The sequence below is a fragment of the Halomonas denitrificans genome (assembly GCF_003056305.1).
Classification (GTDB): domain Bacteria; phylum Pseudomonadota; class Gammaproteobacteria; order Pseudomonadales; family Halomonadaceae; genus Halomonas; species Halomonas denitrificans.
In genome coordinates this window covers 24,935-41,006 of sequence record NZ_PYVX01000009.1, presented here as the reverse complement: position 1 = coordinate 41,006, position 16,072 = coordinate 24,935, and the positions used below count along the sequence as shown (strand labels likewise).

At 69.8% G+C, this 16,072-nt stretch carries 12 protein-coding genes; 5 read left to right on the top strand and 7 right to left on the bottom strand.

Annotated elements, in window-relative coordinates; translation table 11 throughout:
* Positions 1-28: 28 nt before the first annotated feature.
* Positions 29-1,822 carry a single-stranded-DNA-specific exonuclease RecJ gene (locus tag C9F13_RS16700; protein ID WP_108447420.1) on the top strand — a complete coding sequence of 598 codons (1,794 nt, stop codon included), beginning with the start codon at positions 29-31 and terminating at the stop codon, positions 1,820-1,822.
* A 9-nt stretch (positions 1,823-1,831) separates the two neighbouring features.
* Positions 1,832-2,449 (top strand): YitT family protein, encoded by a 618-nt coding sequence (locus C9F13_RS16695; protein ID WP_108447380.1) that lies wholly within the window; start codon positions 1,832-1,834, stop codon positions 2,447-2,449.
* A gap of 12 nt (positions 2,450-2,461) precedes the next feature.
* Here C9F13_RS16695 and C9F13_RS16690 read toward each other — a convergent pair whose 3' ends face one another.
* The 3 genes from C9F13_RS16690 to C9F13_RS16680 all read right to left on the bottom strand — a co-directional run bounded on the left by C9F13_RS16690 (position 2,462) and on the right by C9F13_RS16680 (position 6,278).
* Positions 2,462-2,881, bottom strand: a complete 420-nt coding sequence (locus C9F13_RS16690; protein WP_108447379.1) for a VOC family protein — start codon at positions 2,879-2,881, stop codon at positions 2,462-2,464.
* Positions 2,882-2,997: 116 nt separating this feature from the next.
* Complete coding sequence (locus C9F13_RS16685) at positions 2,998-5,838, bottom strand: heavy metal translocating P-type ATPase (protein WP_108447378.1); 2,841 nt, start codon at positions 5,836-5,838, stop codon at positions 2,998-3,000.
* Positions 5,835-6,278, bottom strand: a complete 444-nt coding sequence (locus C9F13_RS16680; protein WP_108447377.1) for a MerR family transcriptional regulator — start codon at positions 6,276-6,278, stop codon at positions 5,835-5,837. Before C9F13_RS16680 ends, C9F13_RS16685 begins: the two co-directional genes overlap by 4 nt.
* Before the next feature lie 282 nt (positions 6,279-6,560).
* On the opposite strand from C9F13_RS16680, the gene C9F13_RS16675 reads away from it, so the two are divergent.
* Positions 6,561-7,919 (top strand): OmpP1/FadL family transporter, encoded by a 1,359-nt coding sequence (locus C9F13_RS16675; RefSeq protein WP_108447376.1) that lies wholly within the window; start codon positions 6,561-6,563, stop codon positions 7,917-7,919.
* Positions 7,920-7,986: 67 nt separating this feature from the next.
* On the opposite strand, the gene C9F13_RS16670 is transcribed toward C9F13_RS16675, so the two are convergent.
* The 4 genes from C9F13_RS16670 to C9F13_RS16655 all read right to left on the bottom strand — a co-directional run bounded on the left by C9F13_RS16670 (position 7,987) and on the right by C9F13_RS16655 (position 13,062).
* Complete coding sequence (locus tag C9F13_RS16670; RefSeq protein ID WP_108447375.1) at positions 7,987-9,600, bottom strand: ABC transporter ATP-binding protein; 1,614 nt, start codon at positions 9,598-9,600, stop codon at positions 7,987-7,989.
* Between the two features lie 19 nt (positions 9,601-9,619).
* On the bottom strand, positions 9,620-10,504 hold the full coding sequence (locus C9F13_RS16665; protein ID WP_108447374.1) for an ABC transporter permease subunit: 885 nt from the start codon (positions 10,502-10,504) through the stop codon (positions 9,620-9,622).
* Positions 10,494-11,420 (bottom strand): oligopeptide ABC transporter permease OppB, encoded by a 927-nt coding sequence (gene oppB, locus C9F13_RS16660; RefSeq protein WP_108447373.1) that lies wholly within the window; start codon positions 11,418-11,420, stop codon positions 10,494-10,496. Before oppB ends, C9F13_RS16665 begins: the two co-directional genes overlap by 11 nt.
* Positions 11,421-11,484: 64 nt before the next feature.
* Positions 11,485-13,062, bottom strand: coding sequence for a peptide ABC transporter substrate-binding protein (locus C9F13_RS16655; protein WP_108447372.1), 1,578 nt, complete (start codon positions 13,060-13,062; stop codon positions 11,485-11,487).
* Positions 13,063-13,306: 244 nt separating this feature from the next.
* On the opposite strand from C9F13_RS16655, the gene prfB reads away from it, so the two are divergent.
* Both prfB and lysS read left to right on the top strand, forming a co-directional pair.
* A protein-coding gene (gene prfB / locus C9F13_RS16650; RefSeq protein WP_342747812.1) for a peptide chain release factor 2 occupies positions 13,307-14,402 on the top strand; the annotation gives its coding sequence in 2 pieces (ribosomal slippage) (positions 13,307-13,378 and positions 13,380-14,402; 1,095 coding nt in all).
* A 108-nt stretch (positions 14,403-14,510) separates the two neighbouring features.
* Positions 14,511-16,049, top strand: coding sequence for a lysine--tRNA ligase (gene lysS / locus C9F13_RS16645; protein WP_108447370.1), 1,539 nt, complete (start codon positions 14,511-14,513; stop codon positions 16,047-16,049).
* The last annotated feature ends 23 nt before the right edge of the window (positions 16,050-16,072 follow it).

Sequence of the window (16,072 nt, the reverse complement as noted above, 5' to 3'; positions counted from 1 at the left end):
CATCCAGAAGGAGTCGGGCTTGGACGCCGTGACCGATCCCCACGACCTGCATGAACGCCTCCAGCCGCGCATCGAGCCGCGCCCCCGGGACGAGGCGCTCTTCGCCCGCGCCCGCGCGGAGGGGCTTACCGAGCTGCAGGCCCGGGTGCTGGCCGGGCGACTCCACGGCTACGCGGGCGAACTCGCGCCGCTGGTCTCGCCGAGCCTGCGCCACCTGGCGCACCCCGAGCGGCTCGCCGATGCTCGCCGGGCCGCCGAGCGCATCGCCCAGGCGGTGGTCGACGGCGAGCACATCGGCATCCTCACCGACTACGACGTGGACGGCATCACCTCCCACGTGGTGATCCGGCGCACCCTGGTGGAGCTCTTCGGGGTGCCGGAGGCGAGGCTGCACAGCCTGATCGGCCACCGGATCCACGACGGCTACGGCATCAGCCTGCCGCTGGTGGAGCGCACGCTAGCGCTCTCGCCGCGGCCGAGCCTGGTGATCACCGCCGACTGCGGCAGCTCCGACGAGCCGCGCATCGCCCGGCTCAAGGCCGCCGGCGTCGACGTGGTGGTCAGCGACCACCACGCCCTGCCGGTGGAGGGGCCGCCGGCCTCGGCCTACGCCACCGTGAACCCGACCCGCGAGGACTGCGACTACCCGGACCCGACCATCGCCGGCTGCATGGTGGCGTGGCTCGTCATGTCGCTGGCGCGCCGGGTGCTGGTCGAGTGGGGCGTGCTGGCGGACGCCACGCCGAAGCTCTCGCCCTGGCTCTCCTACGTGGCACTGGGCACCGTGGCCGACTGCGTGTCGCTGGGCGGCAGCGCCGCCAATCGCGCCGTGGTCCACCACGGTCTGACCCTGATCAACCGCATGGAGGCGGCCTGCTGGCGCGCCATGGCCGAACGCCTGGGGGCCGACAGCGTGCCCTTCGATGCCGAGACCCTGGCCTTCCAGATGGGGCCGCGCATCAATGCCCGCTCGCGGCTCGACGACCCCTACGCGGCGCTGCACTTCATGCTCGCCGCCGACGAGGCGGCGGCCCATCGCCACCTCGAGACCCTCGACCAGGACAACCAGTCCCGCAAGGCGATCGAGGCGGAGATGGCCCAGCAGGCCAGGGCGCTGGCGCTGCCGGCGCTGACCGCCGACGAGCCCGCCATCGTGGTCTACCTGGAGGAGGGGCATCCCGGGGTGCAGGGCATCGTCGCCTCCCGGCTGGTGCAGGCCTACGGGCGGCCGGCCCTGGTGCTGACCCCGGCGGCGGCGCCGGGCATGCTGACCGGCTCCGGGCGCTCCATCGAGGGGCTGCACCTGCGCGAGGCGCTGCAGCGCACCTTCGAGCTCGCCCCCGAGGCGTTGCCGCGCTTCGGGGGCCACCGCGGCGCCGCCGGGGTGGGGGTGCCGGCCGAGCGCCTGGACGCCTTCCGTGAGGCCTTCCTCACCGCCGTCGGGGAGCAGCTGGGCGATGCCGAGCTGCGCCCGCGCATCCTCACCGACGGCGAGCTCGCGCCCCATCAGCTCGACCTCGCCACCCTGGACGAGCTGGAGAGGCTCGCCCCCTTCGGCCGCGAGTTCGATGCCCCGCTCTTCGAGGGCACCTTCCTGGTCGAGGCGCTGCGCCCGGTGGGCGCCGACGGCAGCCACCTGATGCTCGAGCTCTCGGCCGGCGCCGCGAGCCTCAAGGCGATCTGGTTCCGGGCGCTGACCCCGGGCGAGGTGCCGGCCTTCGGCGTCGGCGCTTCGCTGCACTGCGCCTTCAAGCTCAATCGCAACCGCTGGCGGGGGCGAGAGTCCCTGCAGCTGATGCTCGAGCACGCCGAGCCGCGCTGAGGAGACGCCATGGACCCCCAGGACCTGCCCACCGACCGCCATCGCCCCCACGAGGACGTGATGGCGATGCTGGTCGGCACGCTCTTCGTCGCCCTCGGCGTGAGCTTCTACACCCAGGCGATGCTGCTCACCGGCAGCACCGCGGGCCTGGCCTTCCTGCTGCAGTACGCCACCGGCTGGCGCTTCGGGGTCGGCTTCTTCCTGATCAACCTGCCGTTCTACTGGCTGGCGATCCGGCGCATGGGCTGGAGCTTCACCCTGCGCACCTTCGTGGCCATCGCCCTGGTCTCGGTGTTCTCGGAACTCACCGCCGGCTGGATCCGCATCGAGTGGCTGCAGCCGCTCTACGCCGCCCTGATGGGCGGCAGCCTGATCGGCATCGGCATGCTGGTACTCTTCCGCCACCGCACGAGCCTCGGCGGCATCAACATCCTCTCGCTCTACCTGCAGGACCGCTACGGCTGGCGGGCCGGCTACGTGCAGCTGGGCATCGACGGGGGCATCATGCTGATCGCGCTGTCGATGCTGCCCCTGGAGCGGGTCGGGCTCTCGGTGCTGGGCGCCGTGGCGCTCAACCTGATTATCGCCCTGAACCACAAGCCGGGGCGCTACATGGGGGTCAGCTGACCCGACGGGGACTCAGTAGGTCGGCCAGACCCCGGGCGTGGCGAGCTCCAGCAGGTGGCCATCGGGGTCGCGGAAATAGAGACTCTCCCCCCCGCGGGGCCAGTGGGTGCGCCCCTCGATGGCAATCCCGTGATGCGCCAGTTGCCCTTCCCAGTCGGCGAGCGCCTCGGCGGCGATGGCGAAGGCCAGGTGCACCCGGCCGTCGCCATCGTGGGGCGGGATGGTGCCCATGTCGTCGGGCAGCACCACCGTCTCCTGCGTCTCGCCGTGCCGGAACAGCAGCAGCACCGAGCGGCCGCCGGCATCATAGGCGGTGAAGCGATGGTCGGCGTTGAAGGGCGAAAGCCCCATCACCTCCTCGAAGAAGGCCCGGGCGCGGGCCATGTCCGCCACGTAGAGGGCGGTTTCCAGCACGCCGTCGAGCTTGGGCATGTTCCTCTCCGATTCCGAGCTGTCCCTTCAGTCTAGCAATGGTCAGTGCCGGCTCCCCCAGAACCACCAGGCGATCAGGGCGATCAGGGCCAGGCCGGCGAGATTGACGATCCAGCTCATCGTGCGTCCTCCTGTGTGGCATCGCTGTGCTGCATATCACGGCTCTGGGCCTCGCTGCCGGCCTCGGCGGCGGGGCGGAACAGGCGCAGCCGGTTGGCGTTGCTCACCACGGTGATCGAGGAGAGCGACATGGCGGCCCCGGCGATCATCGGCGAGAGCAGGGTGCCGGTGACGGGGTAGAGCACCCCGGCGGCGATGGGGATGCCCAGCACGTTGTAGCCGAAGGCGCCCACCAGGTTCTGCTTGATGTTGGTCAGTGTCGCCCGGCTGATCTCGATGGCGGCGGCCACGCCGTGGAGCGAGCCGCGCACCAGGGTGATGCCGGCGCTCTCGATGGCCACGTCGGTGCCCTGGCCGATGGCGAAGCCGACGTCGGCGCGGGCCAGCGCCGGGGCGTCGTTGATGCCGTCGCCGACCATGCCGACCACCTCGCCGGCGGCCTGGAGGCGGCCGATCTCGTCGAGCTTGTCCTCGGGCAGCAGGCCGGCGCGGAAGTCGTCGATGCCCACCTCCCGGGCGATGGCGGCGGCGGTGTGCTCGTTGTCGCCGGTCAGCATCACCACCCTCAGGCCGTCGGCCTGCAGGCGCTTCACCGCCTCGCGGCTGTCATGGCGCAGGGGGTCGCTGATGCCGAAGACCGCGGCCAGCCGGCCGTCCACGGCGAGGTAGACCACGGTGCGCGCCTTCTCCTCGAGTCCGCCGGCGATCTCGCGGGCATCGTCCAGCGCCACGCCGGCCTCCTCCAGCAGCCGGGCATTGCCCAGCAGCAGCGGCCGGCCGTCGGCGGTGCTCGCCGTGATGCCCCCGCCGGTGACGGTGTCGAAGCCGGTGATCTCGCCGGGCTCGGCGCCCGCTTCCTCGGCGTGGGCCATCAGCGCCTCGGCCAGGGGGTGCTCGGAGCCGCGCTCCAGCGCCGCCACCAGGCCCAGCACCGTGCGCTCGTCGCCGTCGAACACCTCGGCCTCGGTGACCCGGGGCTTGCCCTCGGTGAGGGTGCCGGTCTTGTCCACCACCAGGGTGGAGAGCCTGGTGGCGGTCTGCAGGGCGTCGCCATGGCGCACCAGCACGCCGTGCTCGGCGGCCTTGCCGACCCCGATCATGGTGGAGATCGGCGTGGCCAGGCCCAGCGCGCAGGGGCAGGCGATGATCAGCACCGTGGTGGCGGTGACCAGCATGTGGATCACTCGCGGCTCGGCGCCGAAGTTGAACCAGGCAAGCGCGGTGAGCACGGCGATGATCATCACCGAGGGCACGAAGATGCTCGACACTTGGTCGGCCAGCTGGCCGATGGGCGGGCGGGAGGCCTGGGCGCTGGCCACCTGCTCGGTGATCCGGCCCAGCCGAGTGTTCGCCCCGACCCGGGTGGCGCGGTAGACCAGGCCGCCCTTGCCGTTGACGGTGCCCGCGCTCACCTCGTCGCCTTCGCCCTTGGCCACCGGTACCGGCTCGCCGGTGAGCATCGACTCGTCGATGTGGCTCTGCCCCTCGGTCACCTCGCCGTCCACCGGCAGGCGCTCGCCGGGACGCACGCGGATATGGTCGCCCTGGCGCACCTCGTCGATGTCGACCTCGCGCTCCTCGCCGTCGCGGATCACCCGGGCGGTGCGGCTCTGCAGGTCGAGCAGGCGCTTCAGGGCCTCGCTGGTGCGGCCCCGGGCGCGCAGCTCCAGGGCGTTGCCCAGCAGCACCAGGCCGATGACCATCGCCGAGGCCTCGAAGTAGATGCCCCGGGCCACCTCCGGCAGCCAGGGACCGACGGCCACCACCGCCATGGAGTAGAGCCAGGCGGTGCCGGTGCCCATGGCGATCAGGGTGTCCATGTTGGCCTGGTGGTGGCGGAAGTTCTTCCAGGCGTTGACGAAGAAGTGGCGCCCCGGATAGGCCATCACGGCCAGCGTCAGCAGGCCGATCGCCAGCCAGTAGAGCCGGCCGCCGCCCACCGGCTGGGGGTGGTAGACGAACATGCTGGCCATCAGCGGCACGGCGAGCGCCAGCGACAGCAGGCTGCCCCTCAGGCGCTGGCGATAGGTCCGCTCGTCCTTGCGCGCCCGGGCCTCCTCCGCCTCGCGCATGTCGACGATCGGCTCGGCGCCGTAGCCCACGTCCTCCACGGCGCTTACCAGGGCGTCCGGGTCGGCGCTGCCGCGCACCTCGGCGGTATGGGTGCCGAAGTTCACCTCCGCACTGACCACCCCGGGCGTCTTCTCGAGGGCCTGCCGGACGCTCTTCACGCAGCTGGCGCAGGTCATGCCGCTGATCGAGAGGCGGCGGGTCGTCGGCTTCTGAACTTCATCAGGCGCCTCATCCGGCGCGTCGCCGGCGGCCGCGGACGTTGCCGACTTGGTGTCCTCGCTCGTCTCGGCCTCGCCGGCGGCGTCCGTGCCGGCGGCCCCCTCGTCGTCGCCCTCGGCGGGCGGGTAGCCGGCCTCGGCGAGGGCCTCGTCCAGCTCGCGCGCCGCGAGCGTGGTGGCGACCTCGAGACGTTTCTCGGCGGGGGTGCCGGTGACCTCGGCCTCGCTATCCCGTGCCTGGATGGCGCGGCGCATCTTGGCCACGCAGCCCTGGCAGCTCATGCCGGGGACGCGGCGCTCGTGAGACTGCCGGTCGGCCGGCGCTCCGTCGGCCGGCTCGCCGTCCGCGGGGTAGCCGGCCTCCGCGAGCGCGGCGTCCAGGGCGTCGCCGGTCAGCCGGGTAGCGACCTCGAGACGCTTCTCGGCGGGGGTGCCGGTGACCTCGGCCTCGCTGTCCTGGGCCTGGATGGCGCGGCGCATCGTCGCCACGCAGCCCTGGCAGTTCATGCCGGGCACCCGGCGCTCGAGGGTGTGTGGGGCGTTCATCGCGTCTCCTCGCCGGCGTCCACGCCGGCATTGAGCGGTTCGGGGAAGCTCTCGATTAGCCGGCACAGGCTGTGGCCGTCCGGCGTGCCGTCGGGCATCTCCTCCCAGGCCGCGAGGGCCTGCTCCATGCGCGCGGCCAACGCCTCCAGCTCGGCGATGCGCGCGCGGATCTGGGGCAGTCGGCTCGCCAGCAGGTCGCGCACCATCGGGCAGGGCGAGTCGCCGTGGTCGGCATGCTCGAGGATGTCGCGGATCTCGGCGACGCCGAACCCCAGGGTGCGGGCGCGCTGCACGAAGCGCAGGCGCTCCAGATCCCGCTGGCCGAACAGCTGGTAGCCGTTGTCGGGATGACGCTCGGGGATCAGCAGCCCCTCGCGGGTGTAGTGGCGCACGGTCTCGGCGGTGACGCCGGCCTGGCGCGCGATCTCGCTGACCTTCATCGCGGGGTCTCCGGTGGATGCCATGGCGGGGAGTGTAAAACCTTTGGGTAACCCAAAGGTCAAGGTTAGATGGCCCCGCCGGGGCATGGTGTGCGGCATGAGGCTAAGTCAATGAAAGATAACGACATGAAACGATCGTTCTACCAAAGTATTAGCAGATTTTGCTTTAAAACGCTCGTTTGGACTTGATCCCCGGCCGGGGATGCGCGAACACTGACGGCACGTGACCGCCCCGCGGCAGAACGACAACAACGACCCATCGAAAAAGGGATGCCTCGCCATATGCCTCATCATCTCAATCGGCTGACCATTGCCATCGCCCTCGCCTCCACGGCGCTGATCGCCGGCCAGGCGGCCGCCTCCGGCTTCCAGGTGCGCGAGCAGAGCGCCAAGACCCTAGCCAACGCCATGTCCAACGCCACCGCCGGTGCCGAGGACGTCAGCTTCATGGCCTACAACCCGGCCGCCATCGGCAACATCGATGGCAGCCAGGTCGCCGGTGGGGTGGCCTATATCGATGCCAGCTTTGAGCTGCAGGATGGTAACGCCTCCAGTGTTTTCGGAGTGCCTTACACCTCTGACGCGTCCAATCAAGGCGGTGAAAGTGCCGTCGTGCCATCATTTGCGGCCAAAACCCGACTCAACGAGTGGTTCGATCTGGGCCTGGCCATCTACGCTCCCTACGGGCTCTCCACCAAGTACGACGAGGACTGGATCGGCCGCTACCACGCCGTGGAGACCGAACTCACCACCATCGATTTCCAGCCGACACTCAATTACCGGGCCACCGAGCGGCTCAACCTTGCCGTCGGCCTGCGGGCGCAGTATGCGGATGCGACGCTCTCCAACTCAGTTGATGCAGCCACGATCGGTGCCTTAGAAGCCGCTCAATTACTTGGTCCGACAGACCCGAGAGTTCAAGCGGCAGCGAGCAATGCAGGTCAGGCTGACGGCTTTGCCGAGGTGACCGGCGACGACTGGGGATATGGCTATACCGTGGGGGCACTTTTTCAGGTCACTGAGAAAACGCGCCTAGGTGCCAGTTATCGTTCGGAAATCGACCTGACTCTGGAAGGGGAGGTGGACTATAGCTCCGATAATCCTCAGGTGGCAGCAGGGCTTCCGGATAACCAGGGTGGAACAGCCGACCTAACCACCCCGGCCAACCTGAACCTGGGCGTCTATCACCAGCTGACCGATCGGCTGGCGCTGATGGCCAACGCCGAGTGGACCGAGTGGAGCAGCTTCGACGAGCTGGTGGTCGAGTTCGAGGACGGCACCGATAGTGCCACCACCGAGAACTGGGACGACACCTGGGCCTTCTCGGTGGGCGCCAACTATGCCCTGAACAACCAGTGGCTGCTGCGCGCCGGCCTGGGCGTCGACGAGAGCCCGGTGCCGAGCGCCGAGTTCCGCACCCCGCGGGTGCCGGACGCCGACCGCCAGTGGGCGACCCTCGGCGCCACCTGGATGCCCAGCCCCGAGCTCGGCATCACCGCCGGCTACATGCACGTCTTCGCCGACGACGGAGATATCGACCAGGACGGCAGCAAGGAAGAGAACGCGACCAAGGGCAGCCTGAACGGCACCTACGAGGTGGAGGCCGACGTCTTCGCTCTCTCGGTGGACTACCGCTTCTGATCCCTTCCCTTGCGGCGTGACCCCACGACCCCGGCCACTGGCCGGGGTCGTCGCGTTCGGGCAGGGCTCAGGCGGCCGCCTCCTCGAGGAAGGCCGCCCGCATCAGCTCCCGGGTGTAGGCCTCGCGGGGCGCCTGGAACAGCGCCTCGGTGTCGCCCTGCTCGACCACGACGCCGTCCTTCATCACCAGCACGCTGTCGGCCAGCGCCCGCACCACCGCCAGGTCGTGGCTGATAAAGAGGTAGGTGAGGCCGTGCCGCTCCTGCAGGTCGCGCAGCAGCGCGATCACCGTGGCCTGTACCGAGCGGTCCAGGGCCGAGGTGGGCTCGTCGAGCAGCAGGAACTTGGGCTTGAGCACCAGGGCGCGGGCGATGGCGATGCGCTGGCGCTGGCCGCCCGAGAACTCGTGGGGGTAGCGGTGGCGCATCGTCGAGTCGAGGGCGACATCGTGGAGCGCTTCCTGGACCAGGGCGTCCCGCTCGCGTCGGCCGAGTTCCGGGGCGTGCACCCGCAGGCCCTCGCCGACGATCTCGCCCACCGTCATGCGCGGCGACAGCGAGCCGAACGGGTCCTGGAAGACCACCTGCATCCGCGAGCGCAGCGGGCGCATGCCGGCGCTGTCCAGGCCGTCGAGGGCGGTGTCGCCGAAGCGGATCTCGCCTCGGCTCTCGAGCAGGCGCAGCAGGGCGCGGCCCAGGGTCGACTTGCCGGAGCCGGACTCGCCGACGATGCCCACCGTCTGCCCGCGGCGGATCGCCAGATCGATGCCGCGCACCGCCTCGAAGTAGGTCGTGGGGCGAAAGAGCCGCCTGTTCAGCGGGAAGCGCACCCGCAAGTCGTGGGCCTCGAGCAGCAGCGGGGCGTCGGCGGGCACCGGCGCCTTGCGCCCGTGGGGCTCTGCGTCGATCAACATGCGGGTGTAGGCATGGCGGGGATCGGCGAAGAGGGCGGCGGTCTCGCCGCTCTCCACCCTCTCGCCGCCGCGCATCACGCAGACCCGGTCGGCGAAGTGGCGCACGATGCCGAGATCATGGGTGATGAACAGGATCGCCATGCCGTAGCGGCGCTGCAGATCCTTGAGCAGGCTGAGGATCTGGGCCTGGACGGTGACGTCCAGCGCCGTGGTCGGCTCGTCGGCGATCAACAGCTTCGGCTCGCAGGCCAGCGCCATGGCGATCATCACCCGCTGGCGCTGGCCGCCGGAGAGCTCGTGAGAGTAGCTCGCCAGGCGCCGCCCGGGTTCGGGGAGGCCCACCTGCTCGAGCAGCTCGAGGGCGCGCGCCCGGGCGTCACGGCCGCGCAGCACGGTGTGCTTGGCGAGCACCTCGACGATCTGGCGGCCCACCCGGTGCAGCGGGTTCAGCGAGGTCATGGGCTCCTGGAAGATCATCGAGATCTCGTTGCCGCGGATCTGACGCAGGCGCTTCGGTGCCACCCGCAGCAGGTCCTCGTTGCCGGCCCCGCCGTGCCAGCGGATGGCACCGGTGGGCCGGGCGAGCGCCGGCAGCAGGCCCAGGGCGGCGGTGGAGGAGACCGACTTGCCGGAGCCGGACTCGCCGACCAGTGCCAGGGTCTCGCCCTCGTGAACGGTGAAGCTCAGGTCCTTGACGGCGGCGACGCTGCCGCCTGGCAGGTCGAACTCGACCCGCAGGCGGTCGATCTCGAGCAGTGGCGTTGGCATGGAGCCTCCTTGCGGGTCGCTAACGGGTCTTGGGGTCGAGGGCATCGCGCAGGCCGTCGCCCAGGAAGTTGAGGCACAACAGGGTCGTCGCCAGGAAGGTGGAGGGCACCAGCAGCATCCAGGGGGCCGTCTCCATCATGTCCTTGCCCTCGCTGATCAGCACGCCCCAGCTGGTCAGCGGCTCCTGCACGCCGAGCCCCAGGAAGGAGAGGAAGCTCTCCAGCAGGATCACCTTGGGCACGGTGAGGGTGACGTAGACGATCACCGGGCCCAGGGCGTTGGGGATCAGGTGGCGGGTGACGATGGTGTGGCGGCGCACGCCCAGCGCCTGGGCGGCCTCGACGAACTCGCGGCGCTTCAGCGCCAGCACCTGGCCGCGCACGATGCGCGACATGTCGAGCCACTCCACGGCGCCGATGGCGGCGTAGATCAGCAGGATGTTGCGGCCGAACACCACCATCAGCAGGATCACCAGGAACATGAAGGGCAGCGAGTACATGATGTCGACGAAGCGCATCATCAGGGTGTCGACGCGCCCGCCCAGGTAGCCGGCGACGGCGCCGTAGAGCACGCCGATCACCAGCGAGACGAAGGTCGCCACCAGCGCCACGGAGAGCGACACGCGCCCGCCGTGGAGCACCCGGGTCAGCAGGTCGCGTCCGTTGGCGTCGGTGCCGGCGTAGTGGCCGTCGTCGAGGTTCGGCGCGGCGAGGAAGGCGTTCCAGTCCACCTCGTCCAGCGCCCAGGGCGTCAGCCAGGGGCCGGCGATGCAGGCCAGGGCGACAAGGGCCAGCAGCGCCAGGCTCGCGGTGGCGGCACGGTTCTGCCGGAGCCGGCGCCAGGCCTCGCGGTCGAGGCTGTCGCCGGTGAGGTCGGGGGTTGAGAGAGCGGTATCAGTCGTCATAGCGGATCTGCGGGTCCAGGGCCGAGTAGAGCAGGTCGACGAGCAGGTTGAGCAGCACGATCAGCGCGCCGTAGAACACCACCGTGCCCATCACCAGGGTGTAGTCGCGGTTGAGGGCGGCCTGCACGAAGTAGCGGCCGATGCCCGGGATGCCGAAGATCTGCTCGATCACCACCGAGCCGGTGATGATGCCGGCGATGGCGGGGCCCAGGTAGGAGACCACCGGCAGCATCGCCGGGCGCAGGGCGTGGCGCCAGATCACCTCGGTCTCCGTCAGCCCCTTGGCGCGGGCGGTGCGGATGAAGTGGCTGCCGAGGATCTCGATCATGCTGGCGCGCATCATCCGCGCGATGTAGGCGATCTGCTGGATCGACAGCGCCACCACCGGCAGCACCAGGTTGGGCCAGGCGCCGTCGTTCCAGCCGCCCACCGGCAGCCAGCCGAGAAAGACCCCGAACACCAGTGCCAGCAGCGGGGCGATCACGAAGTTGGGGACCGCCACGCCGGCCAGGGCCGTGCCCATCACCAAGTAGTCGACGGTGGAGTTGCGCTTGAGCGCGGCGATCACCCCCAGCGGCAGGCCGATCAGCAGCGCCAGGCCGATGGCCCAGAGGCCGAGCTCCAGGCTCACCGGGAAGCCCTGGGCGACCAGCTCGGTGACGGTGAAGTCCTTGTACTTGAAGGAGGGGCCGAGATCGCCCTGCAGCAGGTTGCCCATGTAGATCAGGTACTGCTGCCATACCGGCTCGTCCAGGTGGTAGGTGGCCAGCAGGTTGGCCTCGATCTCCGGCGGCAGCTGGCGCTCGCCGTCGAAGGGGCCGCCCGGGGCCAGGTGCATCAGGAAGAACGACAGGGTGATGACGATCCACAGCGTCGGAATCGCCTGCAGCAGGCGCGTCAGGGTATAGCGGAGCATGGGGTGGCCTCGCGCCCCGGGCCGCCAGGGCCCGGGGACAGTCACAGCGGTGGGGAAGGGCGGATCACTCCTCGATGTCGATCCAGCGCGAGCGGTGGATGTCCTCGATGTTGGTCTGCCAGCCGCTCAGCGCGGGGCTCACCAGGTTGCGCGAGACGTAGTAGTAGAGGGGCAGGGTGGCGTTGTCGGCCAGCGCCAGGGCCTCGGCCTCGGCCATCAGCTCGGCGCGGGCGTCGGTGTCCTGGGTCTCAGCGGCCCGGTCCATCAGGGCATCGAAGGCGTCGTTGTCATAGGCGCCGTAGTTGTTGGCGACGCCGCCCTCCAGCAGGCTCAGGAAGTTCTGGGCGTCGTTGTAGTCGCCGATCCAGCCGGCCCGGGCCACGTCGAAGTCGCCCTGGCGGATGTCGGCGTAGTGGACGGCTACCTCGGCGTTGTAGAGCTCCACTTCCACGCCCAGCGGCTTCCACATGGCGGCCAGGGCGATGGCGACCTTGCGGTGGTCCTCGCTGGTGTTGTAACGCAGCAAGAGCTCGAGCGGGTTGTCCGGGCCGTAGCCGGCCTCGGCCATCAGCGCGCGGGCACGGGTGAGGCGCTCCTCCTGGCTCAGGTCGGCGAAGTCGAGCTCGGCCCCCTCGTAGTGGGCCACGTTGGGCGGCACGAAGCCGTAGGCGGGCTCTTCGCCGGTGCCCAGGATCTGGTCGGTGATCACCTCGCGGCGCGCCGCCAGGCTCAGCGCCTCGCGCACCCGCGGGTCGGCGGTGGCGCGGCCGTCCCGGGTGTTGAAGGCGTAGTAGTAGATGCCGAGGTAGGGCGCCACCTGCACGGCCTGGGGCAGGTTCTCCTGGAGCCAGGCGTACTGCTGGGTCGGGAACTCCCGGGCGATGTCGATCTCGCCGGCGCGGAAGCGGTTCAGGGCGGTGTTGCGCTCCTCGATGGGGAAGTAGATCACCTCGTCCAGGGCGACGTTCTCGGCGTCGTGGAAGTGCGGGTTGCGGGTGGCCTCGATGCGGGTCTGGGACTGCCACTCCTGCAGGGCGAAGGCGCCGTTGGAGACCATGTGCTCGGGGCTGGACCAGTCGTCGCCGTGGGCCTCCACGGCGTGCCGGGGCACCGGATAGGCGGTGTAGTGGGCCAGCTGGTCGAGGAAGTAGGGGGTGGAGCGCTCCAGGGTGATGCGCAGGGTGCGCGGGTCGAGCGCCTCGATGCCCAGCGCGCTCGGCTCGGCCTCGCCGGCGAAGACCGCCTCGGCGTTCTTCACCGGGTAGAGCAGGTAGGCGTAACTGGCGGCGGTCGCCGGGTCGAGGATGCGGCGGAAGGCGAAGACGAAGTCGTCGGCGGTCACCGGGGTGCCGTCCGACCAGGCGGCGTCCTCGCGCAGGGTGAAGGTGTAGGTCGTGCCGTCCTCGGCGATCTCCCAGGACTCGGCGACGCCGGGAATGCGCGTGCCGTCGGCGGCCTCGGTGACCAGCCCCTCGAAGAGGTCGCCGACCACGTCGTTCTCCCAGGTGCCGCTGATCTTGTGCGGGTCCAGGGAGGCGGGCTCGCCCATGATGGCGAGGCGCAGGGTCTCGGCGCTGGCGGGCAGGGCGAGGCAGGTGGCAGCCAGCAGCAGCGAGCCGGCGGCGAGGCGGGGCGTGATCATGGTGCACTCCGTTGCTTGTGGTTGTATGGAGTCGGCCGTGTCGGCCATGGCCTCACCATGTCCAAGCCGGCGGTCGCGGTCTATTCGAAATTGCGCATGACCTCATCCATGAATTCGATACCGCTCCCCGCGCCGATGGCCGGGGAGGATGGTCGCTGCGGCCGGGTTTCGCTACAATAGGTCCCTTTTCCGCGCCGCCGCGGCGGCCGTCTTTCCACTGCAGATTCAGGCGAGCGAGCCCATGCTGGAAACCAATGCCATCCACAACCTCATCAAGGACCTGTCTGAGCGGACAGACGTCCTGAGGGGGTATCTTTGACTATGCCGAAAAGAAGGATCGGCTAGAGGAAGTTACCCGCGAGCTCGAGGACCCCAACGTCTGGAGCGACCCGGATTACGCCCAGAAGCTCGGCAAGGAGCGCGCCACGCTGGAGACCATCGTCGCCACCATCGACGAGCTCGACCAGGGCCTGGGCGATAGCCGGGACCTCTTGGAGCTGGCCGAGATGGAGGAGGACGAGGGCACCGTCGCCGAGGTACAGAAGGAGCTCGAGGGCATGCAGGCGAGCCTCGCCAAGCTCGAGTTTCGGCGCATGTTCTCCGGCGAGATGGACGAGAACAACGCCTACCTCGACATCCAGGCCGGCTCCGGCGGCACCGAGGCCCAGGACTGGGCCAACATCCTGCTGCGCATGTACCTGCGCTGGGCCGAGCATCACGGCTTCAAGGCGGAGATCATCGAGGTCTCGGCCGGCGACGTGGCGGGCATCAAGTCGGCCTCGGTGCACATCCAGGGCGATCACGCCTTCGGCTGGCTGCGCACCGAGACCGGGGTGCACCGCCTGGTGCGCAAGAGTCCCTTCGACTCCGGCGGTCGCCGCCACACCTCCTTCGCCTCGGTGTTCCTCTCGCCGGAGGTGGACGACAGCTTCGAGGTCGAGATCAACCCCTCGGACCTGCGCGTCGATACCTACCGCTCCAGCGGCGCCGGCGGCCAGCACGTCAACACCACCGACTCCGCCGTGCGCATCACCCACGAGCCCACCGGCATCGTGGTGGCCTGCCAGAGCCAGCGCAGCCAGCACGCCAACCGCGACTTCGCCATGAAGCAGCTCAAGGCGAAGCTGTGGGAACACGAGATGCAGAAGCGCAACGCCGCCAAGCAGGAGGCCGAGGACTCCAAGGCCGACATCGGCTGGGGCAGCCAGATCCGCTCCTACGTGCTGGACGACCAGCGCATCAAGGATCTGCGCACCGGCGTCCAGTCGAGCAGCTGCGACAAGGTGCTGGACGGCGACCTGGATCAGTTCATCGAAGCCAGCCTGAAACAGGGACTCTGAGCCCTAGCCCTGCCGCGCCCCGGGCGAGCATCGCCCGGGGCGCGGCCTGACGCCCACTCTCTTCACCGCAGCGGCCTCTCGTGAGGCCGCGACGCCACAGGTAGCGACATGGCCCACCCGGACTCCCCGCAGAACGACGAGAACCGCCTGATCGCCGAGCGCCGTGCCAAGCTGGCCGCGCGCCGCGCACTGGCCGCCGACACCGGCGCGAGCGCCTTCCCCAACGACTTCCGCCGCGACAGCCTGGCGGCCGAGCTCGATGCCGAGCTCGGCGACAAGGACAAGGCCGAGCTGGAGGCGCTGGGTCGCCCGGCCGCCGTGGCCGGGCGCATCATGCGCAAGCGCGGGCCCTTCCTGGTGATCCAGGACCCCTCCGGCACGATCCAGCTCTACGTCGACAAGAAGGGGCTGCCGGCCGAGGTGCTCGAGGACGTCAAGGGCTGGGACATCGGCGACATCGTGGCCGCCCGCGGCCCGGTGCACAAGTCGGGCAAGGGCGACCTCTACGTGATGATGGTCGAGGCCAAGCTGCTCACCAAGAGCCTGCGGCCGCTGCCCGACAAGTTCCACGGCCTGACCGACCTCGAGGCGCGCTACCGCCAGCGCTACGTCGACCTGATCGTGAACCCCGATTCGCGCCGGGTCTTCGAGGCCCGCGCCGGGGTGATCAGCGCCATGCGCCGCTTCTTCGAGGATCGCGGCTTCATGGAGGTCGAGACGCCGATGCTGCAGCCGATCCCCGGCGGCGCCACGGCCCGGCCCTTCGTCACCCACCACAACGCGCTGGACATCGACATGTACCTGCGCATCGCCCCGGAGCTCTACCTCAAGCGCCTGGTGGTGGGCGGCTTCGAGAAGGTCTTCGAGATCAACCGCAACTTCCGCAACGAGGGGCTGTCGACCCGGCACAACCCCGAGTTCACGATGATCGAGTTCTACCAGGCTCACGCCAACCATCATGACCTGATGGACCTCACCGAGGAGATGCTGCGCAGCGTGGCCCAGAAGGTGCTCGGCACCACCACGGTGGTCAACACCGTGCGCAACGCCGAGGGCGAGGTGCTGGAGACCTTCGAGTACGACTTCGGCCAGCCGCTGCGCCGCATCACCGTGTTCGACGCCATCCTCGAGTTCAACCCGGACATCCACGCCGAGGCCCTGGCCGACGAGTCAGCGGCCCGCCAGATCGCCGAGCGCCTGGACATCGACGTCAAGGACGGCTGGGGGCTCGGCAAGGTCCAGATCGAGATCTTCGAGAAGACCGTCGAGCACCGCCTCCAGCAGCCGACCTTCATCACCGAGTACCCCACCGAGGTGAGCCCGCTGGCGCGCCGCAAGGACAGCGACCCCTTCGTCACCGAGCGCTTCGAGTTCTTCGTCGGCGGCCGCGAGATCGCCAACGGCTTCTCGGAGCTCAACGACGCCGAGGACCAGGCCGAGCGCTTCGCCGCCCAGGCCGCGGAGAAGGAGGCTGGCGACGACGAGGCGATGTACTACGACGCCGACTACGTCCGCGCCCTGGAGTTCGGCTTGCCGCCGACCGCCGGCGAGGGCATCGGCATCGACCGGCTGGTGATGCTGTTCACCGACAGCGCCTCGATCCGCGACGTGCTGCTGTTCCCGGCCATGCGCCCCGAGGTCGACTGAAGAGGCTGTGCTTCAGGGTGCGA

What these genes read in the sequence shown, in the direction of transcription:
- C9F13_RS16695 (WP_108447380.1), top strand. Translation starts at nt 1,832, where the DNA reads ATGGACCCCCAGGACCTGCCCACCGACCGCCATCGCCCCCACGAGGAC.
- C9F13_RS16690 (WP_108447379.1), bottom strand. Translation starts at nt 2,881, where the DNA reads ATGCCCAAGCTCGACGGCGTGCTGGAAACCGCCCTCTACGTGGCGGAC.
- C9F13_RS16685 (WP_108447378.1), bottom strand. Translation starts at nt 5,838, where the DNA reads ATGAACGCCCCACACACCCTCGAGCGCCGGGTGCCCGGCATGAACTGC.
- C9F13_RS16680 (WP_108447377.1), bottom strand. Translation starts at nt 6,278, where the DNA reads ATGAAGGTCAGCGAGATCGCGCGCCAGGCCGGCGTCACCGCCGAGACC.
- C9F13_RS16675 (WP_108447376.1), top strand. Translation starts at nt 6,561, where the DNA reads ATGCCTCATCATCTCAATCGGCTGACCATTGCCATCGCCCTCGCCTCC.
- C9F13_RS16670 (WP_108447375.1), bottom strand. Translation starts at nt 9,600, where the DNA reads ATGCCAACGCCACTGCTCGAGATCGACCGCCTGCGGGTCGAGTTCGAC.
- C9F13_RS16665 (WP_108447374.1), bottom strand. Translation starts at nt 10,504, where the DNA reads ATGACGACTGATACCGCTCTCTCAACCCCCGACCTCACCGGCGACAGC.
- oppB (WP_108447373.1), bottom strand. Translation starts at nt 11,420, where the DNA reads ATGCTCCGCTATACCCTGACGCGCCTGCTGCAGGCGATTCCGACGCTG.
- C9F13_RS16655 (WP_108447372.1), bottom strand. Translation starts at nt 13,062, where the DNA reads ATGATCACGCCCCGCCTCGCCGCCGGCTCGCTGCTGCTGGCTGCCACC.
- lysS (WP_108447370.1), top strand. Translation starts at nt 14,511, where the DNA reads ATGGCCCACCCGGACTCCCCGCAGAACGACGAGAACCGCCTGATCGCC.